The following is a 25566-nucleotide window of genomic DNA, read 5'->3' as shown; positions in this document are numbered from 1 at the left end:
GCAGCGTGAACGAGCCACGAGACCGAGGTTGTCAGCCGTTGGCGTGGAAGGGGGCGCCCTGTCCGCGGCGCCGTGGGGTGGGGCGGCGGAGGAGGACCTCGAGGGCGGCGGTGCCGCCGAGCAGCAGCATGAGCAGTGCTTTGTGGGTGTTCACGGGATTCCTTCCTACCGGGCGGACATCGGTGCTGTGCCGGTGGTGCTGGTCGAGTGGCGGTCGGCGAATAGGGCCGCAATCCGGGTTTTGATCTCCTCGGTACTGATCGAGGTGCTGTGGAGGCCGGGTCGTGGAGAGGTGGTAGAAGTATTCGGTGCGCTCATCGAAGGGTCGCGCTTCCTTCCTGTACGGGAAAACTGGTGTCGAGTAGGGCTTTCGATCATTGCGGCCGCCCCTGCGATGGCCGTCACGGCGAGCCCAGGGGTGGTGTTACAGGCCGACGACGTGTTCGAGGGCGTCGAGTTCGGTGTCGAGGTGGTCGAGCATCGGGTGCAGGTTCGGGATGGTGCGCCGGCAGCCGGTCAACCCGAAGACGAGTTGGTCGTCGCTGCTGGTGCAGGTGATGTTCAGGGCTTGTCCGGTGACCGGGATCGACAGTGGGTAGAGGGAGTCGAGGCGGGCGCCGTTCCAATACAGCGGGGTGTCGGGTCCGGCGACGTTGGAGATCACCAGGTTGAACGGCGGCCGCTGCGGTCCCCGCCGGCCGAGGAGCATCTCGATGCCGAGGGGGGCGGCGCCGAGGGCGCTCATCGCCAGTACTTGGGCGGGGCTCATCGCGTGCAGGGCGTGTTTGCCTTCGCGCATGCAGGTGCGCACGGTGTCAAGGCGGTGGGCGGGGTCGGGTAGGTGGGTGGCGAGGTTGCACATCAGGACCCCGATCCGGTTCCCGCTCGGGGATTCCGGGTCGGTGTCGGAGATGTTGGGGCGCAGGGACACCGGGACCATCGCGATCAGAGGCTCGGCGGGCAACGCACCGAGATCGTGCAGGTAGCTGCGCAGTGCTCCGGCGGACATCGTCAGGATGATGTCGTTGACGGTGGCGTCGGCGTGCTTGGCGAGTAGCCGGATCCGTTCGAGCGGCCAGGTCCGGGCGGCGAAGTGCCGGGCGCCCCCGATTGCGACGTTGAACATCGTGTGCGGTGCCCGTGTCGACAGCGGTCCGCCCTCGGCGCGCAGGGCGCGGTCCACGGTGCCGGCAAGCGCCGGTGCCAGGCCGGCGACCTCCCCGGCCGCGCCGCGGGCGCCGCGCAGGACCTGGCCCGGTAGGCCTCGCAGGTTGGTCGGCGTCGATGGTGGTGGCGCTGTCCGGGCCTGGTCGGTCGTCGTCGCGGGTGCGGCGGGTTGCCAGGGGGGCGGGCATATTTCTGCGGGTGGGGTCCGCGCTCATGCTGCGGCGCAGCAGGTTCATCGCGGAGGCTCCGTCGGCGAGGGCGTGGTGGATCTTGGTGTAGACCGCGTAGCGGCCGTCGGTGAGGCCTTCGATCAGGTGCATCTCCCACAGCGGGCGGCTGCGGTCGAGTGGGGTGCCGTGCAGCCTCGACACCAATGTCATCAGTTCGGGCATGCCGCCCGGGCGGGGGAGGGCGTTGCGGTGTACGTGATAGTCGACGTCGACGTTGGTCGCGGTGTCCCAACCCCACTGTCCCAGGGTGGTCACCGATCGGCGGGCCCGCTTGCGGAACAGCGGGGCCACCTCGTCCGAGGCAGCCGCCGTCTCGAACATCGCCCCCATCTCGGCCGCGTCGGCCCCGTCCGGTGGAGTGAAGATCGCCAGGCCGCCGACGTGCATCGGATGCGCACGGGATTCGCCGAGGAGGAACAGCGAATCGGTCGGACATCGGCAGCAGCATGGGAGGTGTCCTTCCGTCTGTCCGGATCGAGTATCCGCACTGCCACTGCGGGTACTTCCGGGGCTGAGCGTTCAGCTCCGGGTAATCGGGTCGTAAGATAACGGTTAGGTGTGGTTCATGTCACAAACCGGCATCCCTGTTTAGTTGTACAGGACGAGCGGGCGACCGCGCGAGGCCGAAAGTCCTGGATGGGATAAGTCGGACAATTCGCCGGTCAAGTTCGGCATCCGTCGACCGCATTGGTGTGTGGGAATCGGGCATTCCGCTAGGTGGTGCCTGCGCTGGCAATACGTAGGATCATCGCCGCTGTACCATTTCGCGCGGCGGGTCGAGCGTTGTTTGTGGCCGCGGATCACAGGGTGGCGGAGGTGTAGCGATGGCCACCGGCATCCGCTCTGAACCGTGCGAGAAGAAGCGTATCGTCCAGTGTGAACTAGATCACACTGCATTGTCTGGCGCCCGGCCGCAGAACCTGGCCGAGGAGACCGATCAGTGGTTTGGCCGTCCGCCAGGGCAGGGTTGCGTCCATGACAATGGTGTACGAGCCGGATCAGGACGTCACCGGCGTGTCCAAGCCGGAAAGTAGGCGGTCATCACGTGATTCTTCGAGAGAGCTACCAACACTCGACTCGACGAAAGAGCACGCGATGGCCACTACCCACGATATCGACCTGCACCAGTTCCTGTTCGGCGGCCTCCTCGGCGCAGCCGTCGGGGGTGGTCGCAGGCTCCGCGAGGTCGCCCACCGAATCACGCCCGAATGCGCGTCGAACGATCGCCTCACCGAGGCCAGCCCTGACCTGCTGCGGAGCTTGTTGTCCACCTTCATTGAGGCGCTCATGGGCGCCGAGGCCGACACCCTGTGCGGTGCCGGCTACGGCGAACGCTCCGAGGACCGCACCAACAGCCGCAACGGGTACCGACACCGCGACTTCGACACCCGCGCCGGCACTCTCGATATTGCGATCCCCAAGCTGCGTCAGGGTTCGTATTTCCCAGAGTGGTTGCTCCAGCGCCGCAAGCGTGCCGAGCGTGCGCTGACCTCGGTGGTGGCCACCTGCTACCTGCTCGGCGCCTCCGCCCGCCGGATGGAGAAACTCGTCGATTCCCTCGGAATCACCTCGCTGTCGAAGTCGCAGGTCAGCGTGATGGCCAAGGACCTTGACGCCCAGGTCGAGGCATTCCGCAGCCGTTCAAATAGGCGAGGTTGAGCGTAGGGGAGGGAGGAGTACCCGGATCTCGGTCGCGTCGAGGGCCTCTCGCGCTCGCAAAACAGCTACTCGGGGGTCATCCGCATACGCACGAGCATGTCCGAACCGTGAATTCGAAGCGCGCAGTGGCTCCAACCTGGCACCAGCAGCGCGGTACAGCTCCACCTCGCGCACACCCTCGCGGAGCCGAGCCGCCTCGAGGCCGCTTATCGACTCGAGCGTGCAGTCCATCTCGCTTGACGCGAACCAGATTGCCTCGTACCTGGGTGGTCGCGTCGCCGCGTGGGCGAGCTCGGCGCGGAGCCCGTCGAGGAGATTCCGTTCGCCGAGGACCTGGCGGACGGTGTACTCGGTCAGGTTCACCGCAAGAGCGTCCTGGACCAGCTGGGGGATGCAATCGCCGGCGAGCCGGGTGTGTGTCTCGATGATCCGAGGCCCGTTCTCGGTCAGGACCAACTCGGTGTGGGTCGGGCCGAAGCCGATCTCCAGAGCCGACAGCACCGAGCGGACGTAGGTGCTGATCGCTGTTAGCTGGTCGGCACTCACCTCGGCTGGCAGCACGTGGCCTACCTCGACGTGGGTGAATGGGTCGGAGTACTTCTGGGTGACGCACACGATTTCGTGCGTGCCTTCGTCGGAAAATGCCTCCACGCTGACTTGCACCCCGATGTGCAGCCGTTCGACCAGCACGCCTCCGCTGGTCCACTCGCCGGTGACGTCGGCTGCATCGAAGGCGGTCGCCAGATCGGCCTCGGTTTCTATCTGGCGGATTCCTATGCTCCCTGCGCCGACGGCGGGCTTGGCGATGCACGGGAATCCGTGGATCCGTGCAAACTCGCGCAGCTCGGCGACGGACCGGACGATGGCGTGCGGTGTGTCGTCCATGCCGAGCGCGGACAGCCGCTCCCGCATGCTTGGCTTGTGGTGCACCCAGTGAATGGTTTGCTTGGTGTGCATAGGAAGGCCGAGTTCCTCTGCGATCACGGCTGCCCGATCCTGATCCCGTTCGGCGAACGAAGCGATCTTGGTGAATGGGTCGAGGCGATGGACCGCTGACGCAATCGCCAGCCACTCCTGGTCGCTCGCCTCCGCCCGCAGCCCCAATATGCGCTGATGCAAATGTTGCTCACGCAGTTTCGGCACGATGGCTAGCTGGCAGACGACCGACGTCCGCACATCGGTGCCCAAGGACCGCAACAGCCCCGGCATGGTCATGCCTCCACCGACGACAAGCACGTGATCTGACATCGTTCGCCTCATTTCGAAGCCGCTAGGTGAATGTCTTTGTCCCGAGAGGCAGTTGATATCGTCGTGAAGCCAACGGTGGCCGCGGCAAAGACGATTGCCAGAACAAGCCAGCCGGTTGTGGGCAGCGCGAGAACCACACCGGTCATGAGCACCGGCCCAACGATTCGCTGGAGGCCGGAGCCGCTGTTGAATGCGCTGAGGTACTCGCTGCGGCGGGCATCCGGAGCCAGTTCGAAAGACACCTGCCACGCCGCGATGCTATGGAGGTTCTCACCGAGGGTGAGTAACGCAACTGCCGCCGCGCAGAGGGCAATTGCCGCTGATCCGGTGAGTCGTTCGGCGGTGAGACAGCAGAAACATGCGGCGACGAGGGCGCTGGCGGCGACGAACAACGTCGAGTTCGTCGCGGTCGTCAACCGCCGAATGCGGCCGAACCCCAGTTGCATCGCCACCGTGAGCCCGGTGTTCAGCGCGAGCATCAGTGAGACCCACAGTGGCGAGGCCCCCAGTCGCAACACCATCCACAGTGGCAGCAGTACAAACAGGACGGAGTCGTGTAGCAGCAGCAGACCGTTGAGCCCGGCCAGGCTGAGAAACGCTGGGTTGCGCAATGCTGGTCTCGAGCTTCCGCAGTCCTTCTCCTGCTGTTGGGCCGGTGGGATTGCACTGCGTCGAAGCGAGTGCACGACCCACGCAAGTATGAGAAACGAGGTCCCGTTTATTGCGAGGAGGGCTGCTACCAGCGGCTGCGAGTGCGTCGTCAATGCGGCGCCCGCGACGAGAGTCCCGGCGCCGAGTGCCACGTTGCGCGCGGCCCTGATCGAGGACATCACTCGGATTCGGGCATCACCGGCGAACAACTGCGCTACCAGCGACTGTTGTAGTGGCGGCGTCGCCGCCTCCAGTGCCATCAACGGAAGCGTCAACAAGAGGAAGGTGACGTACTGGGTGGCCAGGGCATAGGCGACGAATCCGATTCCGCGCAACGCGAGGGCAGTGCAGTAAACCCTGATCAGCCCGAAGCGGTCCGCCAGTCGTCCCACGAGGATGGGACTGAGGACACCGAAGATTGCGCCGGCCGACATTGCGGCGACGACCGAGTTGGCGGTGAAACCGACGATCGTGACGAAGTAGAGGATCGTGGCGGCCGCGCTGATTCCGGTGCCGAATGAGTCCACGGCAGCGCCTGCGACCAGGCGCTGCATGCTTCTCGGCTGCGAACGTGCCGGCGTTATCGGCTCATTTGCGACGTCGGGAACGCTCATGAGTTTCCCGTCGTGCCATTGCGAAGTGCCGCACGATCGACCTTGGCTCGCCTGTCCAACGGGAGTCGCGTGACTACGAGGATCTTGTCCGGCAACTGGGCGGGGGCGAGCGTGTCGAGCAGCGCCATCCGAATAGCGCGAAGTGAGAGAGTGTCCGAACCTGCGGATACACCGCAGTACAACACGATCCGGTCGCCCTGCTGCACCACCGCGGCTGCGGCGTCGACGGCCGGGACAGCGACCGCCGCTGCCTCGATGGCCGGCAACGAGACCTTGACGCCGCGGCGCTTGACGACGTGGTCCAGTCGGCCTTCCACAACGACGCTGCCATCGGGCGCGAGTGAGGCGAGATCTCCGGTGCGCAGTCGACGTCGGCCCGCCGCATCACGCTCGAATCGGGTCGACCCGGTCACGGGCGTGAGGTAACCCAGTGCGAGGTCCTCACTGACGAGACAAAGCTCCTGGGCATCGTCGAGGTCATCGACCGGCACGAATTCGACCGCGGTACCCGGTATCGGTGTGCCGACGGGCACGATCGCGGTATGTACCTCGGCGCCCGCCGGGAGCACGTGGCGAAGTTTGATCACGGTGGACTCGGTGGGTCCATACAGGTTGATGACGACCGGGTGAGGGGCGTGTGCTCGCCAACGTCTCAACAGCGGCTGCGGAAAAGGTTCTCCGGACACTAGGATTCGCCGTAGATGCTCGGTCGCCGAGCGGACCGTAGTCGGGTCGGCGCGGTCCATCGCAGTAACCAACCGGGCCAGCATCGACGGAAGGAGGCACACCATTGTGGGCCGATGCTCGGCGAGCCACGTCAATAACGTCGTGCCGCCGGCGAGCGCAGCAGGGGGTGTCACGGTGATCGTCGCGCCGGCGACCAGAGCGCCGAGTGTTTCCTTGAACGAGAAATCGAACCACGGATCCGCAGTGTTGGACACCACGTCGCTCGGGTCGAGGGCCAGCTCTGCCTGCTGCCACTGTAGGTAGCGAGCCAGCCCGCTACGCGAGCCGACGACGACTTTCGGTTCACCCGACGTGCCCGAGGTGGTCAGCAGGTATCCGCAACCTTCCGGTGTGTCGGGGAGGGTGGTCGGATCGATCGTGGAATCTGGAGTGACCGGTACGAACGGGCGTTCCGCCAGAATGCATCCCACCATTTCGGTGAGCGACTCCACGCCCCGAGGTTTGCTGATCAGAACCGGGCCCGTGCCAGAGGTGAGTTTCGCGGCGAGTTCCCTCGATTTCGTGTGCAACTCACCATAGGTCAGCACGGCATCGCCCTGCACCACTGCTGGGTGCATCGGGTCCGTCCCGCACAATCCGGACTCGATCACCCGACGCAGTGTGACGTCGATCGAGCCGGGGGCGGCGTCAGTGGCCGGTGACCGCATCGCTCGACCCGGTGGGATGGTCGGTGACGAGGATCCGCACGCCGGCAGGATCAGAGTCGCAATCAAACCGCAGCACCGTACCTCCCCGTCGTATCAGCACGTCGCCTCCGTGCATCGGAAGGCGTGTGCAGGCACCGTTTCCGCGAGCCTGACGCAACAATGCAACCCGGGATCCGTCGCCATCGCCGTAAGCGAGCGTGACCTCTTCGGGCAGCAGGGCGTCCGCCGCGGAGGCGCCGAGTTCGGCCAGGGCATCTGCGATGACGCCGAGGTCGAACCCGGCGGCCAAATTCGTGCGGTACTCGCCGAGGCGTCGATTCAGATGGTCGAGATAGCCGGCAAACTCACGCGGAGTCGGGGCCAGATAAAGATCTCTGAGTTCAACCGGCAATCCCGTGGATAGCGAAAGTTCGGAAACGATCGAGGCAGCGAGCAACGAGTTCCCCTCGAGGTCGAAGAAGAAATCGTCATCGGGCCGGACAGGAGCCCCGTCGAGTAGCCGACTCCATAGAGCTGCGATTGAAACGGCTTCCATAAGTGATTCCCTTCCAGCGGAACGTCCAGGATGAATTGCTCCATGAGACAGTCGTTTCGGAGGGTGATCACCCTCGATGGACACGGAGAATCATCGGTGCCTGGCACACGTAAAGTAAATCCACCCTTGGTGTGGAGTGTCGGACCCCTTGTCGTGCAGGCGGGCCGTTCCGCGTCGCTCACCGCGTGCACACCAGTCGCGTTCGGGATTGCGCACGGTACCCCGGTGCACGCGGCGATCGGCCGCGGTGGGGCATGAAGGTTTCGCGCCCGGACGGGAGGCCTGTGGATGGGTCACTTTGCACCCAAGGGTGTCTATCGGTGACTGGGCGAGCCACCCATGATTCATCCCAGGCCGCCGAGGAGTCGGTCTCGAGATGAGGACGAACGACCTGCCACAATCGAACTCGCCGACGGTGTCTCCGTCGAAACCGGGGCCGATCTGTTGGTCGGGCGATCTTGCTCGGAAATGTGTCCAGCAGGCGCGTCGAATGGATCGGGGCAAGCTACATGAAGAACCGAATGCGAACCTTCCGCGGCGTGCAGCTGGCCGACCTTCCGCAGCTTGACCAGTTCACGGAGCAGGAACGGCACGAAATGCGCGTCGTCGCAAACCTATTGCCGTTCAGAGTCAACAACTATGTTCTGGATGAGTTGATCGATTGGTCGTCGGCTCCCGACGACCCAATCTTTCGGATGACTTTTCCGGCCCGAGAAATGGTGCCTCCACGCATATACGATCTGGTGTCGGACGCGCTCTCGAACGGCGTCGACCGGAAGCAGCTGCAAGCAATCGCCCAGAAGTGCCGCCAAGACCTCAACCCGCATCCCTCCGGTCAGCGTGAGCACAATGTGCCACTGCTCGACGGCGAGCCGGTTGCTGGGCTCCAGCACAAGTACCGACAAACGCTTCTGGTATTTCCATCCCAGGGTCAGACGTGTCACTCGTACTGCTCGTACTGCTTTCGTTGGGCACAATTCGTCGGTGATGCGGACCTGAAGTTCGCCGCACCTGGTCCAGGTCGGATGATCGATTACCTCCGTGGCCACCGGGAGGTCACCGACGTGCTGCTCACCGGCGGCGATCCACTGATCATGTCGACTCCGGTCCTGGCCCGGTGGGTCACGCCGCTTCTAGCGCCCGATCTGGAGCACGTGACGAACATCCGCATCGGCACCAAGGCTGTGGTGCAGTGGCCGTACCGCGTCACGTCCGGGCCTGACGCCGACGAGCTGCTGCGGCTGATCGAGGCGTGCACTGCCGCGGGAAAGAGCGTCGCGATCATGCTGCACGTCTCGCACCCACGCGAGCTCGAGAACGAGGCGGCAGCGGCCGCAGTAGCGAGGTTGCGTTCCGCGGGGGCCGTAGTCCGAGCGCAGGCGCCGATCATTCGCCACGTGAACGACTCACCTCAGGCGTGGGCAACCATGTGGCGGCACATGGTGCGGCTCGGTATCCAGCCGTACTACACCTTCGTCGAGCGCGACACCGGTGCGAGCTCGTTCTTCGAGGTTCCGCTGGCCCGTGCGCTGACCATTTACCAGGAGGCGCAGCGTGCGGTATCCGGGCTGGCGCGCACTGCTCGCGGCCCCGTCATGTCGGCCACCCCCGGCAAAATCGCTATCGATGGGGAAACGGTCGTGAACGGCGAACGTTTGTTCGTGCTGCGCCTGCTGCAGGCCCGTGACGACGCTCTTGCCGGCACGCTGTTCTTCGCCAGGCACAGCGACAGCGCAGTCTGGATCGACCATTTGACCCCTGCTCTGTCCACGTCATGGCCGTGGGAATCATCTCGCGATCGCATCCAATTCGAACCCATTGAAGGAGTTAGCCGATGACCACAGACTCGGTCACCCAGGGCGTCGCTCACAGTGTCAACGGAAGACTGCCGGAACTGGACTTCGAGAACAGGCCCTCGGGCGCGAAACTCGGAATCTTCGATCTGCCGAAGCTCGAGGTTTCGGTGGCGCCATTCACGCTGGCACACATCCGTGTGCCCGGGGGCGTCACCACCGCCGAGGATCACCATGAGGTGCGCGAGATCTGGCTCGTCCAGTCCGGATCGGGGATTCTGACCCTGGACGGAGTCCGGTCGAGGGTGCGGGCCGGCGACACGCTGTACTACGAGAGCTATCGACGCCACCAACTGCACAACGACGGCGACTCTCCGGTCGAGATCGTGTCGATCTGGTGGCGTCCGTGAACGCCAGGCCGAGCTTGAGCGTGATGTTCTTCTCCGGTTCGGTGCCGGCGGACCGCACTGACCGCTACCGCCTGGTTCACGACGCCGCGGCGGTCGCCGACCGTCTCGGCTACGAGGCGATCTGGTTGCCCGAACGTCATTTCGACGTGTTCGGTGGGCTGTTCCCGAATCCGTCCGTTCTGGCCGCCGCACTTGCGGGCACGACGAAGCGGTGTCACTTGCGCGCCGGGAGCGTCGTTGCGCCGTTACATGATCCGATAAGGATCGCCGAGGAATGGTCGGTGGTGGACAATCTGTCCGGCGGTGGCCGCATCGGGCTGTCGATCGGTTCAGGATGGAATACGAACGACTTCGTATTGGCGCCTGATCGGTACGAGACCCGGGTGGCCCATTCGCGGGACTCCATAGATGAGCTTCGCGCGCTGTGGGCAGGACGGCGGGTCGCACGGCGCAACGGTTCGGGCCGAACGGTCGAGGTGGCTATCCAACCGGAACCGCTTTCCGGTGAGTTGCCCCTGTGGATGACCGCGTCCGGAAATCCCGACACCTTCACTGCGGCAGGGCGATTGGGAACCAACCTACTTACGCACCTCTTGGGCCAGGACCTGGGCGAGCTGGCGTGCAAGATCAAACTCTACCGTGACGCACGAGCGACCGCGGGCCACGACCCCGACTCTGGCCGGGTCACCCTGATGCTGCATACGCTGGCAACGGCCGACGACGCGCATGCGTGGACGGCAGCTCGCGCACCGTTGCGGTCGTATCTGCGATCGGCGCTGGAGCTGGAGCTGCGGGCGTCAGCTGGTGGTGGCCGGGTGAGCGGCGGCAGACGAATTGCGGTGCCCGCGTTGTCCGAGGCGGTTGTGGAGGAATTGCTCGACGAACGCACGCGCCGCTTCTTCGATGACGCCAGCTTGCTGGGCGCCGTGCCCAAGTGTCTGGCGATGCTCGAGGCGGTCGCCGCCGCCGGAGTGGACGAGGTTGCGTGCCTCATCGACTTCGGTCCTTCGAGGCAGCTCGTTCTGGACGGTCTGAATCGTCTCGCACCGCTTCTCCACCCCGAAGTCGAGGGAGCTGTCAATGTTGGAACACCTTGATCTGGTTGGTATTGGTGCAGGTCCGTCCAATCTCAGCGTCGCAGCGCTTTCCGCGCCGGTCGGTCGGCTGCGGTGCAAGTTCTTGGACCGGCAACCGACACAACGTTGGTACCCCGGGCTGATGCTGTCCGCCGCGGTGCTGCAGGTTTCGCACCTGAAAGACCTCGTGACCTTGGTCGATCCGACGAGCCGGTACACCTTCCTGAACTTCCTCGCGCGCACGGGGCGGCTCCACCGCTTCGCCAGTTTGCATACCCCGCTGATCGCTCGCCGAGAATACGAGAGCTACCTGCGCTGGGTCAGCGACCAGTTGGATGAGGTGCAGTTCGGGTGTGCGGTCGAGGAAGTGACATTCGACGGGCAGGCGTTCAGGGTGGAATCCACCCGAGGTACGTATGCGGCACAACACCTGTCGATCGGGGTCGGGCCGCGACCGTACGTGCCGGAGCTCGCCACAGGCACGCTCGGTGAGGATGTGTTCCACTCATCTGACTTCGGCTACCACACCGATTCACTCGCCGGCCGCGACGTCGTGGTAGTCGGGGGTGGGCAGAGCGGCGCCGAGGTAGTGGAACACCTTCTGCAGCGTTCGGGCCGGGATGCAGTCGGCTCGCTCACCTGGGCGAGCAGGCGGATCGGGTTCCAGCCGCTCGACGAGTCGCCGTTCACCAACGAGTGGTTCCATCCGGACTATGTTCGGTATTTCCACGGTCTGTCGCAGAGCCGTCGTAGCCAGTTGCTCGACGCCCAGCAGCTCGCCAGCGACGGCATTTCGAAGGGGCTGCTGGAATCGATCTACCGCAGGCTGTACCACAACGATTTCGTCGATTCGGACCGCATCCGGACAACCCTGCTGCCTGGTCGTGAACTGACCGGGCTCTGTCGCGGGCCGGGCGGCAAGGGCTGGCGGACAACCCTGACCCACATCGATACCGGAGAAATCGATTCGGTCGGTGCCGACATCGTGGTCCTCGCCACCGGATACCATTTCCCCCTTCCCGAGTTCCTCCATACCCTCGGGGGTCGCATCGCGCGTACCAATTGCGGCCTGCCCCAGCTTGCAGCCGACTACTCGGTTTCATGGGCGGGCCCAGCCGGAAACAAGATGTTCTTCCTCAACGCCGGAAAGCTCAGTCACGGCATCGCGGATCCCAATCTCAGTCTCGCCTCGTGGCGTGCGGCCACCGTCTTGAACACGATCACCGAGAGCCCGTTATATCCCGACCTGCGTAGCTCGACGTGTTCGTGGGACGTCGCGGATCGTGCTGCCACCCATCCGCCGGTGGATTCCGGCGTCGACCTGCTCACGGAAAGTAGCCGACAATGACCCAGCACCTCATCGTGCCGAGCAATCCCACGCCGAACGGGGACCTGCACATCGGGCACATCGCTGGACCGTACATCGGTGCGGACGCACTACGGCGTGCGGCCATCGCCCGGGGTGAAGACGCCGCTGTCCTGCTCGGCACCGCCTGGCAGCAAACGCATGTGCTGTTGGCCGCCCGCCGGCAGGGTCGCGACGTCCTTGCCGTCGCGAGCGAGTTCGCCGCCCAGATCGAGGAGTCCTTCGCCGCAGCAGATATCGGGTACGACGTGATGCTTCGACACGAGGACATGCCGTCGATCGAACAGATGACCCGGCGCGCATGGTCGACGCTACGTGAGCTCGGCATGATCGCGGTGAGGGATTCCGTCGCACACTACTGCTCGCCATGCCGAGCGTGGCGCTTCCAGGGACTCGTTGCCGGTCGCTGCCCGCGTTGCGGGTCGTCTGACGCGTACGGCATCGACTGTGAACAGTGCGGTCTGTACCACGACGACGCCGAACTGCTCGACGCCGTGTGCACCGTGTGCCACGAGCCGACAGAACTTCGGTCCCTGCGCCGTGCGTTCCTCGAGCTGGAACCACAGCGTGCCTGGTTCGAGCAATACCTGGGCAGCATCACACTCGGCGACCCGGTCCGCGAATACGCCGAGTCCGTGATGTCGGAGGCGCTGCCGTCCGTTGCCGTCACGGTCCTCGGCGGACCGGGGATCCCGGCCTTGGACGAGGAGTTGCCAGGTCAGACCATCTACCCGGCATTCGAGTTGGCACCCCGCTATGTCGTCATGACCGCGCGACACAGCGCTGGCAGTGTCTACGAACCCGCACGCACCAGGACCAGCATGGTGTTCGGTGTCGACAACGCGTTCGAGCGAGTATTCCTTTTCCCCTCAGTACTGCGCGGGCTGACCGAAACACACGCTCCCTTTCCGGACGTCATGCACTTGACCTACTTCTACATGCTCGACGGGGCCAAATTCTCCACGTCCCGCCGCCACACCGTCAGCGTCGCAGAACTTGTCGGAGTGGCGGGCGCGGATGCGGCCCGCCTGTACCTCGCTGCGAACCGGCCCGAGCGTTCGCCGACCAACTTCACCCGATCGGCATTCGAGGGGTCGGCAGAGGTCTCCGCGGTACGTCGGCTGCGAGCGTGGGCGGATACCGGCGAGATTCCACGCGCGGAGGAGGACTCTTCCAGAGATCCCTGCATCGAGCTCGAGCACGCCACCTCCGAACTTGCCGATGCGCTGCAGCCCGAGCGCTTGTCCTGCCAGAACGCGGCGCGGGCGGTGCTCACCCTGACCGGGTTGGCCGGAGCATCCCACGGTGACAGGTTCCGGGACGCGGTCCTGAACGTCCTCGTCAATGGGGCAGTGCTTGTCCCGGACACCGCGGCCCGCTTGGCCAGCGCCTTCGCGGTGCCGCGAACACGTTTCGATGGTGCCGCACAGCGCACGAGTGGAGGCCGAGGATGAGCGATCCCGTCAGGTGCGCCTTGATCGGCTGTGGTCCGATGGGCGCCGCCACCGCCCGCGAGTTGGTGCTTTCCTGGCCCCACCATGGGGCGCCGCTGCAGCTGACTCTGGTCGACCGCGACGCGAGACGGCTCCATGCGCTCGCAGCGGCCCTACCGGCATCGGCCGGCGTTGCGGTCGAAGCGCACCACGGCGACGCGGCACACCATCGCACCCGGCAACTACTCGCCGAGCAAACGGTGTTGGCCACCGCCCTGTCGTGGGTCGACGCCGCACCGGCGCTCGATCTCACGCTGGAGCACGGACTTCGGCTGGTGGGTATCGGTCGCCCACCAGCAGATCCACGAACAGAACTGGCTAGTCGCGCATCGGTATCCGGTGCTTCGATCGTTGTCGGCGCCGGTCTCGAGCCCGGTTTGACCGAAATCCTGGCGCGGCGATTGGCACGTGACCTCGATGTGGGCGGAACCGTGCACTCATACTGTGGCGGGGTCCCACGGTCACCGCGACCGCCGATGCATCACGTGTCCTGGTACGGCACGCGCATGACGATCGACGCGCGACCGACCTACCGGCTTCGCGGCGGCGTGCTCCGCCAGGTCGAACGATTCAGTGGAGTCGAAATGGTCGACGTCCCCGGCCTCGGCTCGCTGGAAGCTTTCCACGACGGTCTGGCGCCCTACGTCGGCGCCGATGCCGTGCTCGGCTCGCTGGCCGACTACACGGCCAAAACGCTGCGGTGGCGGGGATATGCCGATCGTGTCCGGCTACTCGCAGAGATTGGCCTGCTGGGGGAGCTGCCGGTCCAGACCGTCGACGGCCCGGTCCGTCCCCGTGCGCTGCTCGACGCCGTACTCGCTCCGCACATTTCCGCTCAGCACGGGGACACCGACGTCACCGTGCTGGCCGTCCAGTCGAGCGGTACTTCGGGTGGAACGCCCTCGAACAGGTCGACCGTGACTATCGCCGAGACCGACCTCGTCACCGGCGTCACCGGTATGGGACGACTGACCGGGGCGGTGCACGCCGCTGCCATTCGGGCAGCATGCGGCCTGGGAGCCGGTGTTCACTACGCCCACGAAGTTCTGGCCGACGGGAAGGCGGATGCACTTCTCGAGCGTTTCCTCGCGACGGGGATATCGGTGACAGAACACTCAGACGCGTGGCTGACGCGATCGCAGCCGGGACACGGCGTCACGGAGGACCGCGATGAGTGAATCCGTCGGATCGCTTGCCGCGAAGTGGCCGCCCGGCAGGATGAGATGGGTATGAGAGGCCGCGGTGGCCGCCGACCACCGACGAACTGCGGCGGCATCGACCACCACATCGTCGATGTAGCTCAGCGCTGTGACCGGTGCGGACACCCGGACACCATCCCACGAGTAGCGTGCGCTGAGCTCGAAATCGGCGCGCAGCAACGGAATCAGCATGTCCTGAACCGAACGGTCGAGTGCGTGCGCGCCCCACGACTGGACCGTGGCCAGCAATTCTGCATCGGTCTGGTGGGTGAGTTCTCCTGCAATTCCAGCGCACTGCGGAGCCTGCCGGGCGGACACCACCAACTCGACGTCGACCGCGTCGTCGGCGAGCAGTCGGGCGGCCTCGAACGCCACCGTCGCCCCGATGCTGTGACCGAAAAGGACGACCTGGGGTTGCTCGAGGGCGAGAATCCTGCCTGCCACGTCCGCCGCGGCCGCGGTGAGCGACGTCGCAAGCGGTTCGTTCATGCGCTCCTCATGACCCGGCCGCGACAACGGCACCACGCGCGCCCCGTCCACAGCGCGCGGCCACCGGCGAAAGAACGACCGGCCGGCACCGGACGGCGGCACGCACACCACCACTGCCATGCACACTCCGAACAACGACAAGGGGACTAGCAATATGGTACGTCGAACGATCGTCTTCATGGGCACTCGGCGAGTCCCTCTGGAAGTGCAGGCGGCATTGCTCTCCGCACACGCTGCCGGGTATCGAGTTGCCCTGGTCACGGGGTCGGTTCCGCCGATGTGCAAGAACCTGGTCGACGATGTCGAAATCGTCGACATCTTCGACCGCCCAGCCGCCCTGCGGGCAGCCATGGCACTCGCGAGCCGCAGCGGGGCAGAGGGCGTCGTGTCCTGGACGGACATCGGTGTTGAGCTGGCCGCCGCGTTGGCAGAGCGATGCGGATGGCCGGGTCCTGGCACCGAGGCAGCGCACCGGGCTCGCAACAAACACTCGATGAGGTCCGCGATGGCCGATCAGCCGCAATTCATTCCACGGTTCAGACATGTTCGTTCCCTGTCGGACCTGCACTCGGCTTACGAGGAGATCGGCACACCTGCGGTGCTCAAGCCGGCGGGTGGCAGTGGCAGCAGGTCCATACTGCACGTCGAGGACGGCGCCGACCTCGCCGCGTTGTACGCGCACGCCTCCCGGCTGACCAGAACGGACATTTCTCCGTTGTTTGCCGACTACGACGGCGAATTCGTCTACGAGGAGCGGTTGGGCGGCACCGAGCACAGTGTCGAGGGCCTGGTCAGTGACGGGAAAGTGCACATCGCTGGGATCACGGACAAATGGGTGACCGAGCCGTACTACGTCGAGTACGAACAGGTGCACCCCACCGCTCTGCCGGCAGCCGTGCAGCGCAGCGTGCACGAACTCACCGAGGCCGTGGTCAAGGCGATCGGCCTGAACTGGTGCGCGTTCCATCTCGAATGTCGCGTCCTTCCCGACGGGAGTGCCAAGCTGCTCGAGGTCGCCGCCCGGCCGGCCGGTGGTTACATCACCTCCCACCTGATTCCGTTCGCCACCGGAATTCCCTTCCACGAAAACCTCGTTCGAGTGGCAACCGGGCAACAGCCCGACATGATTCCGACGCGGAATCGGTACGCGGGCAGCCGCGGCGTACTCAGCCCGGCACGGGGCCGATTCGCGGGCTTCGACGGTCTGGCCGATGTTCTCGACCTGTTTGGAATCGAGCACTTCGTCTTCGAGCGTGAAATCGGTGGGAACATCATGCTCCCGCCCGGCGACACATTGAGCGCCGTACTCGGTTACGCGATCGCCCGATCCGTCAGCTACGACGATGTCCGCGACGTTCTACGGCGCGCAGTGGCGCTGTCCCGGCCGCGAGTGGAGACCTAGATGCGCGCCAACGGATTACCGCCGGTCGAGCGGATCGAGCTCGGTGCCGGCTTGACCGGGCGGGTAGTCGCCACGGTCGACCTACTCGTGCAGGAGGGTTTGGCAGCGCTGAACGGGGAGGCGGCGTGGACCTCGCCTGAATGGTGGCGCTTTGTGGAGGCCGATCCCGACCACGAATCGCTGTACCTGGTCATCGACGGCGCGGACAACCGACCGGTCGCCGTAGCACCGGCGTTGATCATTCGGGACACCCGAGGCCTGCTGTTCTACAACGGTCCGCGGATCATCGGTGACCTGTCCGCGATCGGCTCGGTCTCCCATCTCGCGCTCGACGAACAGGAAGCGCTGCCCTGGTTGACCGCTGGGGTCGAGGCGGCGCGGCCGGCCCTCTACCCGTCGCTGACGGTCGGCACATTCGGATCGAACCTCGGATTGCGGCCCTTCGCACCCGATCGAACGACTCTCCCCGTTTCAAGCATCGTCCCGGCGCTGGCCAGACTGGCAGAGGTCGTCGCCGAACTCCTCGGCTGCCGAAGCCATGCATTGCTGTACCTCGATCCGGAGGAGGACGCGGCTTTGGCGTCGGACGCCAAAACCGCCGGCCTCTGCCGTTCGGTGTTCGGCGGTGAAGGCGTCCTCGACGTGCCAGACGGGCACTTCGACGACTACCTCTCGATGCTGCCCAGTTCGCGGCGGAGGACCATCCGTCGCGAAATCCGAGCATACGCCGAGTTCGGTGCCCGAACCGAAGTCGACTACGGCTCAGGGGCGCTCACCGACGACCATGTCCGATTGCGGTCGGCCTTGCGGGAAAAATATGGTCACACGGCCGGACGAACGTGGGCGCGTAAGGAATTCGACACCCTCCGCGACACCCTAGGCGAGAGGCTTGTCGTGTTCAGCGCCCGCGGGACCGAACAGATCCTCGGATACCTGATGGCCTTCCGATACGGCGATGTGCTGTATACGCGTGCCGCCGGCTTCGACTACGAGGCATCTTCAGGTGCCTACTGCTACTTCAACGTCGTCTACTACGACGTCATCAAATGGGCCCAGCGCAATGGCGTGCGTCGAATACACTACGGACTCGGAACCACGGCTGCGAAGGCCTGGCGAGGATGCACGCTGCGGCCGCGCTGGGCCTACTTCGGCCTCGGGCCCGACGCTGCGCCAGACGCGAGCGAAATGATCGCAATCCAGAACGCAACAGCTTCACGGTTGCTTGCCAGCCTAGGGGCAGAGTTGGAGTACGGGAGCACTGCAGGCGCGAAGGCGGAATGAGACCCTACTTTTCACGAATTCGGGTTGGGAAATGGCGGCGCCGATGATGTGAGGGGTTACCTCGACACCGGGGGACAGCCGGGGCGCAGGTATCGGACGTTGCGGGTGCACGCGGTCAGTTCGGAGAGGGCCTGGTGTAGTTGGCCGGTGACGTCCCACACATCGGGGACGAGGTTTCGGCAGGTGATGATGCCGACGTCGAGGTGCCGGCCGTAGGACATGGCGGCGATGGTGATGCCGCCGGTCATGTCGCTGACGGCGGAGACGGGGAAGTTCCCGGTTACCTCGATGCCCGCGGTGTACAGCGGCCGAGCAGGGCCGGCGGCGTGGGAGATGATCAGGTTGACCGGTGGCGTGGGCATGGTCAGTGCCCGCAGCGGTGTGCGTGAGATCGGACCGCGAAGTGCTCGCGGCAGCGCGGCGCCGAAGTCGCGGACGAGGGTGGCGGGTGCGGCGCGGAAACGTTGGGGTGCCGCCGTGAGTGAGGTGTGCACCTTGTGCAGGCGGCGGGCCGGGTCGGCTTCGTTGATCGGAAGGGCGATGGGCAGGAGGGAGAGTCGATGGTCGGCGGCCGCGAACTGTGCGTCGGTGCGCCGCGCGATCGGCATGGCCGCGGCCAGCGCAGTGTTTGGCGGGGCATCGTGGTCGATGAGCCAGCGACGCAGCATGGTGGTGCACAGCGCCGTCACCACGTCGTCGACGGTGAACCCCAGCGCGGTCCTGACCGCATCGACCTCGCCGAGCGGTAGCGAGGTGAACGCGAACCGTCGGCGCGCGGTGTCGGGGCCGGGGAATGGGGTGTCGGGCGGTGCCGGTGCCCCGGCCGTCGCCTCGTCGGCCGACCGCCGCCATGTGCGCGGAGTCAGCCTCCGGGCGAGAGTGCCCAGCAGGTCCGCGCCCGGGACGGTGAGGGCGTCGGCGAGCTCGGGCAGGTGCGGTGCCAGCCGGAGCGAGGACCACATCAGCCGCGCGGGCAACAGTGCCAGATGCCAGGCACTGTTGCCGAGCATCCCCAGGGCGCCGGCCGCCTGGTACTGCTCGTCGCTGAGCCGGTGCGGCACCGTGCGGGGTTGCGGGGTGGTGTCCATCAGCACCGCGAGAGCCTGCGCCGCGGTCAGGCCGTCGATCACCGCGGGGTGCACCTTGGTGTAGATCGCCTGCCGGCCACCGGTGAGCCCGTTCACCAGGTAGCACTCCCACAGGGGCCGGTCGCGGCTCAGTGGACGTGCCGCGAGACCGGAAATCTGCTCGGCGAGCTGTTCGTCGGTGCCGGGACGGGCCAAGGTGACCTCCCGGATGTGATAGCCGAGGTCGAGGAACTCGGAGTCCACCCAGTAGGGCCGGTCGAGCCCGAGAGGTACCTGCTGTAGCCGCCACCGCAGTGGCCCCACCAGGTGTAATCGGCCATCGGCGAGCGCCCGGAGGGCCTGCACCGTGAGCCCGCCACCCGGTGTGGTGGGGCCGAGGACGCTCAGGATCCCGACATGGGTGCAGGTGGTGGATGTCTCGGCGTCGAGGAACTGCGCATCGAGTGAACTGAGCTGGTGCATAAGGTTTTACCTGGATTGGGTGAGCCAACGTGCTGGGCGAGCCCACAAGGCGTCACCCCAACGCTACGCCGCGGCGCGCCCCCCCGTGGTGCCCGAGCAAGTCGTTGACCGAATCCGCGCTGAACTTCGCTCGAAAATTTCGAATTGGCGCACAACGAGATTCGAATTGCGCCGCCGGTGCGGCCGCACGCGGGCGGCAGCGAAGGTTCGTGACATCCCGGCGTGTCCGGACACCAGAGAACTCGGCGATCGCACCGTGGATGCGCGATTCCGGCGACCCGGGGGTCCTGCGCGGCGGGCAGGACGGAGCGGTCCGACGTGGAGAAGTCGCTGGGGCCGCGCCTCGATTTGCCGGCTACGCTTCAGCGTCCCCGTGGCGGTCGAGGTCTGGCGCGCTACCGCGGCGTGGGGACAGTGGCGGCGCGGGATGCTGGGGCCGCAGTTGATCAAGGTCGCGGGGTGTTTGTGCGCTGAAGTGCGTCGGCGGCGCGTTCATCCGGTCGCGGCGCTTCCCGGGTCCCAGGGGTGGGTCGTGCGGATGTCGGCATTGAAGTCCTCGATCCGGCGTCGCAGGTTCAATTCGGTGTAGCCGATGGCTTGGGCGGCGAAGGGTTCGAAGAGTCGACCGAGGGCCTTTCCGGTCAGCCCGGTGGGGAGTTGGTAGCTGAAGTCCACGGTCAGTCGGGTCTCGGTGATCCCGACGGCGGTGAAGCGCCAAGTCGAGGTGTTCTTGAAGCCCTCGATCGAGTCGAGGGCGATCAGTCGGTTTCTTTCCCAGGCAGTGATCGTGAGGATCGAGTGGAGGGTTTTGAAGCCGACCTGCATGGCGGCGTTGAACGTGGCGCCGAGGCCGTGGTCCAGGGTGCCCGTGGGATCGAATCGCGAGATGCCGAACACCCAGGTGGGGACGTTGCGGTAGTTGCCGATGAAGTCGAACGCGACGTCGATGGGCACGGTGGCGATCGCGCTGTGGTGGGTATGCATCATTTGTTCGCCTTTCGGTGTTGTTGCACCGAAACCGGGGCTCGTAGTGACCCGCGTATCGACTGTTCGATCGTTCGGCTGTCTCCTGAACGCCTCTTCCGGGCACAGCTCCACAAGGACCGTGGTCTACCCGATCGGCACCTCCAACGTCAGTGACTGTTCGCCGCATCGGTGGGCCCGCTGGAAACCGTTGCTCAGTCGTCGATGGGGGCGCTCGGGGCGGCACCGTTCGGTGTTCGCACATCCTTTGGCCGACTCATGGCCTGGGCCGGCCCAACACCGCTCCGCGCCGTCGGGCTAACTTGTCAACCTCAAACATACTCAAGGTATGTTATAAGCGCAATAAAGGACTATGGGTTTCTTGGCCCACCTGAGTCGCGGCCTGACCGCCAGGCAATATGCAGATGGATCCAGGGGCTGAGATCGGACTCCCGGTACAACCGGACCGCGCGCTCCCGCAGCTCCGGCGGATACTTTCCTCGTTCCCACAGTGACGTCCTTCCTCCATCTACCCAGGATCAAACCTGGTTCGGAAGTCTCCGGAGAAACGGGGGAGGCTCAGGGTTGCAACGAACGGCTGACCCGGCCGGGTGGCTACCACGATGCGTGGTGTGCGCACTGCCGGGTTGGTGGAAAGCGTGATCATGTGGCGGAGGTGAACCTCGCCAAACGTGCATTGTTGGGGCGCGGCGCCGCCGTCCGCACCCGTGACACGAAACCGGAGATCCGGAGGGTCGAGCATGCCCCGGTGCGCAAGTGCCGGGACAAGACCGGTCCCACCCGGCTCGGCCGCGGCATCGCCGTGTCCGCCGCAGTGTTCCTACCGCGACACCCCGGGGTGGGGGTGACACGATCAAGTACCCGTCCTGCATCACAAGCGTCGGTGTGGGACACGGTCGAACCCGCAGCACCGCACGGTGTTACGGGTAGCCGTGAAGCACGTACATCTTCACCGCCTGCCACCTCGGTGGCAGAAAGTATGAGATTTACGTAGACGCTAGAGGGCGGTAAACAGTGGTAGCGAGCAGACGGTTCCTGTGGCAGGGACGAAGGGCAACTGCGATCACCCGCGCATGTGGAAGCGCCAGAAACCACAAGGTCACCGAACGCGCCCCGCGCCGAGACCGTCATGCGTCGTACCGGGACTTGCGCAACGCCGGCCATTTCGGCGCACCTGCCGTGCCCGGTGATTCGGTGGCCGCCCGGCGTTCCCGCAACGACACCGGTTCTGGCCGCAAGCCGGGCGTTTTCGGAGCCGGCGTCCTACGATGCGGGCATGCTCACCCGCCGTATCTTCCTCTGGACCCTCGCGTTCAGCGTGGCGGTAGTTGCCGGCTGCAGCACCGACACCAATCCGGGAGGGAGCGCGAACCTGCCGGACGCGGCCGGGCTGCTCGCCGAGTCGGCGTCCGCCCTCCGCGATATCAAGAGCGCACACTTCACGATGACCGTCAACGGCTCGATTCCGGGCATCAGCGTGCAGACCGCCGAGGGCGATCTGACCAGGGAGGGCGGTCCGGCCGGTGGCGCGAAGGGCACGGTGAAGCTGACCCTGGCCGGCCAGCTGATCGAAGGTGAATTCGTGCTGGTCGACGACTCGCTGTACCTGAGGGGCCCGACCGGCACCTTTCAGCGGTATCCGTCCTCGCTCACCTCCGAGTACTACGACCCGACCGCCATTCTCGACCCGGACCGGGGCTTCGCGAAGGTGCTGACCAGCATCACGGATGCGAAGACCGAGGCGAGGGAAAAGGTTGACGGGACACCTGCGTACAAGATCACCGGACGGGCGGACAAGGATGCGGTGGGCAACATCGTTCCCGGGGTCGAGTCCGAGGTGGACATCACGGTGTGGCTTGACGAGGACGGCATGCACCTCCCGATGAGAGCGCTGGTCACGTTCCCGAAGCCGGCCGGCGCAGACGCCCCGACCGTCGACGTGGTGGTGTCCGAGCTGGACAAGCCCGTGACGGTGACACCCCCGCCGTGAGTGTCGAGCTGATCCCGGGGCGGAGCAGGACCGTCGCCATCGGCGCCGCGGCGCTCGCCGTGCTGCTCGGCGCGCTGGACACCTACGTCGTGGTGAGCATGATCCGGCAGATCATGGACGATCTGCTGATCCCGGTGAACCGACTGGAGCGGGTGACCCCGATCGTCACCGGGTACCTGCTCGGCTACATTGCCGCGATGCCGCTGCTCGGCCAGGCATCGGACCGGTTCGGCCGCAAGCTAGTGCTGCAGAGCTGCCTCGCCGGGTTCCTGGTCGGCTCGGTGGTCACCGCGCTCGCCGACGACCTGCCCATGCTCGTTGCCGGGCGGGTCGTTCAGGGTGTCGCAAGTGGAGCGTTGCTGCCAGTGACCATGGCGCTTGCCGCCGACCTGTGGGCAACCCACAAGCGGTCGAACGTGCTCGGCGCGGTGGGTGCCGTGCAGGAGCTGGGCAGCGTGCTGGGCCCGCTATACGGAGTGGCGATCGCAGGTCTTGCCGTGTGGTCAAGCGCGTTCGGCATCGCCGGCTGGCGCGGCGTGTTCTGGATGAACGTACCGCTCGGCGTGCTTGCCATGATCGCGGTGCAGGTTTCGGTGTCGCGCCGCGATCCGGCGCACGAACCCGTCCGGGTGGATGTGGTCGGGGGGCTGCTGCTCGCGGTCGCCCTTGGGCTGGCCGTCGTCGGCCTGTACAACCCGGACCCGCGCACCGCCGTGCTGCCACCGTGGGGCGGGCCGATGCTGGTCGGGGTCGGTGTCGCGACCGTCGCCTTCGTCGGCTGGGAGCTGCGTGCCAAGACCCGGCTGATCGACCCGGTCGACGTGCAGATGGGCGCGTTCCTCGCCGCGCTCGGGGTATCCGGTGCGGCAGGCGTCGCGCTGATGGTGACCCTGGTGGACGTCGACCTGTTCGCCCAGTCGCTGCTCGATCGGGACGACCGGGGAGCGGTCATACTGCTGCTGCGGTTCCTGGCCGCGCTCCCGGTCGGCGCGTTGCTCGGTGGGCTGCTGGCGGCACGGTTGGGCGACAGGGTGGTCGCGGCGGTCGGCATGCTGCTGGCCGCGGCGGGTTACTTCCGGATGGCCCGGTGGCCGATGGACGTGCTGTCCGTGCCGTACCAGGTCGGGCCGATTGCGGTGCCCCGGCTGGACACCGACCTGGCCGTCGCTGGGCTAGGGCTCGGCCTGGTGATCGCGCCGCTCTCCGTTGCGGTGCTCCGCGCCGTGCCGCCCATCCAGTACGGGATCGCCTCTGCAGGTGTGGTGGTCGCGCGGATGACCGGGATGCTCGTCGGGGTTGCCGCGTTATCCGCGTGGGGGCTGCACCGCTTCCACAGCCTGACTGCGAACCTGCAGGTGCCGTTCCCCGTCGGCAAACCTCCCGAGCAGGCGGCGAGGGAGCTGGCCGGGTACACCGGGGCAGTCGACCGTGCTCTGGTTACCGAGTACACCGGGATATTTCTGATCACGTCGGTGGTGTGCGCGGCGGGAGCGCTGCTGGCATTGTTCCTCGGCCGCCACCCAGCCAAGGCTTCGGACTCCGCCGAGAACAGCATCACCAAGCGGACATGACCCCGTCGAATGGCGACCTGACCGAGTACATGCACACTCCGTCCTCGGTCCTCACTACAGCCTGGCGCTCACGGTCGCCGCGTCCGCGTCCGGGACCGGAAGACCGACGGTGCGGGCGAGTTCCGCATTCGTCGGATTGCGTAGCACCTTCTCGCCGTGCCAGATCACGACGGGAGTGTCCTCGGGGGCGACGTCCAGGCTGCGCAGCAGCTGCTCCGCCGATTTGTCCCGCTGCGGGTCCTCACTCTCGGATTTTTCGATCCGGATGGGCGTCGGCCAGGGATCGCTGCGCAGCCCCGCACCGGTTGGTGGACGCGGTCGGTCTCGGGTCCGGATGAGTCGCTCGCCGGAGCGGCGGGGGGTCGGCGGGCGGTGAGGGTATGCGGACCGCGGGGTGAATTTCGTTCTCGAGCTCGCACCACGGTGGGGCGTCCCCTTCGTTTGCGGAGGCATGTCGGGTTGCGTCCAATTTCTTGTACGTAATGACTGGAGGTGTGCTCATGCGAACCATGACCTACTCGGAGTCTCGCGCGCGGTACGCCGAGGTCCTCAACGCCGTCGTCGATGACCGGGAAGAAATCGTCATCACGCGGGCGGGTCACGAGCCGGTGGTGATGGTTTCGCTCGACGACTATGAGTCGTTGAAGGAAACGGCATACTTGCTCAGGAGTCCGGAGAACGCCCGCCGGCTGTTGGCGTCGATCGATCGGTTGGAGTCCGGCGGGGGAACTGTCCGGGATCTGGCTGAATGAAACTTGTCTGGGACGAGTCTGCGTGGGAGGACTACGTCTGGTGGCAGGCGCAGGATCGGAAGATCGTCAAGCGGATCGACACACTACTCAAGGATGTCGAACGCAACGGGAACGACGGAATCGGCAAGCCCGAGCCCCTCAAGCACGGTTTTCAGGGCTACTGGTCCCGGCGTATCACCGATGAGCACCGGCTGGTTTATAAAATTGTCGATGATCAGATCCGCATTGCTGCCTGCCGTTACCGCTACGGACACTGATCGCGCTCACCACGGCGCGGCGGCTGGGCTTGTCGACAACGACTGCGGAATGGTTCTAGTCCAATGGGCATGACGCTCCGACTGTCCGCGTTTCGGGAGGGCGCGTAGTAGGCAGGATTGGTGGTTGAGGTGTGGCCGACCCGCCGAGTTGGGGGATGTCTTGGAGGCTGGGCTGGACGCCCTGACCGACCGCGGCCTGCTGGCCCGTCGAACCGATCGGCAGCGTCTGCTGACGATCGGCTTCGACGACCTTCGGGGAATCCTGCACCACGCGAATCGCTGCACGGGCCATCACCTCAGCCGACGAAACGGCCTCCCCGCACCGACGCTCTCGCTGCAGCCAGCTGATGCGCATGGACGGCGTGTTTCGGCCGGCGAGTGGCAGGGTGCCCTTGACGGTCGTTTCCACGGTTCTGCCGATCTCGATCACCGCGATGACTCGGAGGAGCCATGTG

Annotated in this window: 20 protein-coding genes and 3 pseudogenes; 14 read left to right on the top strand and 9 right to left on the bottom strand. The window is 65.8% G+C overall.

From position 1 onward, the window contains the following. Positions 1 to 31 precede the first annotated feature (31 nt). Both JVH1_RS40890 and JVH1_RS40885 read right to left on the bottom strand, forming a co-directional pair. Entirely contained in the window at positions 32 to 154 is a 123-nt protein-coding gene (locus JVH1_RS40890) for a hypothetical protein (RefSeq protein WP_009472307.1), read from the bottom strand. Positions 155 to 424: 270 nt separating this feature from the next. Then, positions 425 to 1845, bottom strand: a pseudogene (locus tag JVH1_RS40885) (wax ester/triacylglycerol synthase family O-acyltransferase). Between the two features lie 647 nt (positions 1846 to 2492). On the opposite strand from JVH1_RS40885, the pseudogene JVH1_RS40880 reads away from it, so the two are divergent. Then, positions 2493 to 3038 (top strand): annotated as a pseudogene (locus JVH1_RS40880) (transposase); the annotation flags it as partial. On the opposite strand, the gene JVH1_RS40875 reads toward JVH1_RS40880, so the two are convergent. From JVH1_RS40875 to JVH1_RS40860, 4 genes are all read right to left on the bottom strand, one after another. Further along, entirely contained in the window at positions 3039 to 4292 is a 1254-nt protein-coding gene (locus tag JVH1_RS40875; protein WP_371113147.1) for an ATP-grasp domain-containing protein, read from the bottom strand. It abuts the pseudogene before it with no gap. 20 nt (positions 4293 to 4312) lie between these two features. Next, the gene (locus tag JVH1_RS40870) at positions 4313 to 5482 is read right to left on the bottom strand and encodes an MFS transporter (RefSeq protein WP_237735047.1); all 1170 of its coding nucleotides are present in this window, start codon (positions 5480 to 5482) and stop codon (positions 4313 to 4315) included. Positions 5483 to 5565: 83 nt separating this feature from the next. Continuing rightward, on the bottom strand, positions 5566 to 6906 hold the full coding sequence (locus JVH1_RS40865) for an AMP-binding protein (protein ID WP_371113145.1): 1341 nt from the start codon (positions 6904 to 6906) through the stop codon (positions 5566 to 5568). 37 nt (positions 6907 to 6943) lie between these two features. Continuing rightward, entirely contained in the window at positions 6944 to 7498 is a 555-nt protein-coding gene (locus JVH1_RS40860; RefSeq protein ID WP_007299749.1) for an acyl carrier protein, read from the bottom strand. A 509-nt stretch (positions 7499 to 8007) separates the two neighbouring features. On the opposite strand from JVH1_RS40860, the gene JVH1_RS40855 reads away from it, so the two are divergent. The 6 genes from JVH1_RS40855 to JVH1_RS40830 are packed head-to-tail and all read left to right on the top strand — an operon-like array spanning position 8008 to position 14814. Next, positions 8008 to 9336 carry a lysine 2,3-aminomutase gene (locus JVH1_RS40855; RefSeq protein ID WP_016880531.1) on the top strand — a complete coding sequence of 443 codons (1329 nt, stop codon included), beginning with the start codon at positions 8008 to 8010 and terminating at the stop codon, positions 9334 to 9336. Continuing rightward, positions 9333 to 9701 carry a cupin domain-containing protein gene (locus JVH1_RS40850; protein WP_007299751.1) on the top strand — a complete coding sequence of 123 codons (369 nt, stop codon included), beginning with the start codon at positions 9333 to 9335 and terminating at the stop codon, positions 9699 to 9701. The genes JVH1_RS40855 and JVH1_RS40850 overlap by 4 nt, the downstream gene beginning before the upstream one ends. Next, positions 9698 to 10798 (top strand): MupA/Atu3671 family FMN-dependent luciferase-like monooxygenase, encoded by a 1101-nt coding sequence (locus JVH1_RS40845; protein WP_029537965.1) that lies wholly within the window; start codon positions 9698 to 9700, stop codon positions 10796 to 10798. The genes JVH1_RS40850 and JVH1_RS40845 overlap by 4 nt, the downstream gene beginning before the upstream one ends. Next, positions 10782 to 12125 carry a lysine N(6)-hydroxylase/L-ornithine N(5)-oxygenase family protein gene (locus JVH1_RS40840; protein WP_009472317.1) on the top strand — a complete coding sequence of 448 codons (1344 nt, stop codon included), beginning with the start codon at positions 10782 to 10784 and terminating at the stop codon, positions 12123 to 12125. The genes JVH1_RS40845 and JVH1_RS40840 overlap by 17 nt, the downstream gene beginning before the upstream one ends. Further along, complete coding sequence (locus JVH1_RS40835; protein WP_009472318.1) at positions 12122 to 13597, top strand: class I tRNA ligase family protein; 1476 nt, start codon at positions 12122 to 12124, stop codon at positions 13595 to 13597. Before JVH1_RS40840 ends, JVH1_RS40835 begins: the two co-directional genes overlap by 4 nt. Next, positions 13594 to 14814: a saccharopine dehydrogenase family protein gene (locus JVH1_RS40830; RefSeq protein ID WP_043777088.1), complete on the top strand. Its 1221-nt coding sequence runs from the start codon at positions 13594 to 13596 to the stop codon at positions 14812 to 14814. Before JVH1_RS40835 ends, JVH1_RS40830 begins: the two co-directional genes overlap by 4 nt. Here the strand turns inward: JVH1_RS40830 and JVH1_RS40825 are convergent. Next, a complete protein-coding gene (locus JVH1_RS40825) occupies positions 14752 to 15444 on the bottom strand; it encodes a thioesterase II family protein (protein WP_083849676.1) in 693 nt (230 codons plus the stop codon). The two genes, JVH1_RS40830 and JVH1_RS40825, sit on opposite strands and share 63 nt — an antisense overlap. A gap of 58 nt (positions 15445 to 15502) precedes the next feature. On the opposite strand from JVH1_RS40825, the gene JVH1_RS40820 reads away from it, so the two are divergent. Both JVH1_RS40820 and JVH1_RS40815 read left to right on the top strand, forming a co-directional pair. Beyond that, positions 15503 to 16726 carry an ATP-grasp domain-containing protein gene (locus JVH1_RS40820; RefSeq protein ID WP_237735049.1) on the top strand — a complete coding sequence of 408 codons (1224 nt, stop codon included), beginning with the start codon at positions 15503 to 15505 and terminating at the stop codon, positions 16724 to 16726. Continuing rightward, a complete protein-coding gene (locus tag JVH1_RS40815) occupies positions 16727 to 18007 on the top strand; it encodes a GNAT family N-acetyltransferase (protein ID WP_009472321.1) in 1281 nt (426 codons plus the stop codon). Between the two features lie 56 nt (positions 18008 to 18063). On the opposite strand, the gene JVH1_RS40810 is transcribed toward JVH1_RS40815, so the two are convergent. Then, positions 18064 to 19557 (bottom strand): wax ester/triacylglycerol synthase family O-acyltransferase, encoded by a 1494-nt coding sequence (locus JVH1_RS40810; RefSeq protein WP_009472322.1) that lies wholly within the window; start codon positions 19555 to 19557, stop codon positions 18064 to 18066. Positions 19558 to 20049: 492 nt separating this feature from the next. Then, positions 20050 to 20544: an SRPBCC family protein gene (locus JVH1_RS40805; RefSeq protein WP_043777091.1), complete on the bottom strand. Its 495-nt coding sequence runs from the start codon at positions 20542 to 20544 to the stop codon at positions 20050 to 20052. A 556-nt stretch (positions 20545 to 21100) separates the two neighbouring features. On the opposite strand from JVH1_RS40805, the pseudogene JVH1_RS40800 reads away from it, so the two are divergent. From JVH1_RS40800 to JVH1_RS40780, 5 genes and pseudogenes are all read left to right on the top strand, one after another. Continuing rightward, positions 21101 to 21535, top strand: a pseudogene (locus JVH1_RS40800) (hypothetical protein); the annotation flags it as partial. A gap of 282 nt (positions 21536 to 21817) precedes the next feature. Next, on the top strand, positions 21818 to 22531 hold the full coding sequence (locus tag JVH1_RS40795; protein WP_043777094.1) for an LppX_LprAFG lipoprotein: 714 nt from the start codon (positions 21818 to 21820) through the stop codon (positions 22529 to 22531). Continuing rightward, positions 22528 to 24102, top strand: a complete 1575-nt coding sequence (locus tag JVH1_RS40790; RefSeq protein WP_009472326.1) for an MFS transporter — start codon at positions 22528 to 22530, stop codon at positions 24100 to 24102. The genes JVH1_RS40795 and JVH1_RS40790 overlap by 4 nt, the downstream gene beginning before the upstream one ends. A 500-nt stretch (positions 24103 to 24602) precedes the next feature. Beyond that, the gene (locus JVH1_RS40785) at positions 24603 to 24854 is read left to right on the top strand and encodes a type II toxin-antitoxin system Phd/YefM family antitoxin (protein WP_005569061.1); all 252 of its coding nucleotides are present in this window, start codon (positions 24603 to 24605) and stop codon (positions 24852 to 24854) included. Beyond that, complete coding sequence (locus JVH1_RS40780) at positions 24851 to 25111, top strand: Txe/YoeB family addiction module toxin (protein ID WP_009472328.1); 261 nt, start codon at positions 24851 to 24853, stop codon at positions 25109 to 25111. The genes JVH1_RS40785 and JVH1_RS40780 overlap by 4 nt, the downstream gene beginning before the upstream one ends. Positions 25112 to 25566: the final 455 nt, after the last annotated feature.

The organism is Rhodococcus sp. JVH1 (genome assembly GCF_000280725.2).
GTDB lineage: Bacteria > Actinomycetota > Actinomycetes > Mycobacteriales > Mycobacteriaceae > Rhodococcus_F > Rhodococcus_F jostii_A.
The sequence above is the reverse complement of the archived record's forward strand: the minus strand, read 5'-3'. Positions and strand labels throughout refer to the sequence as shown.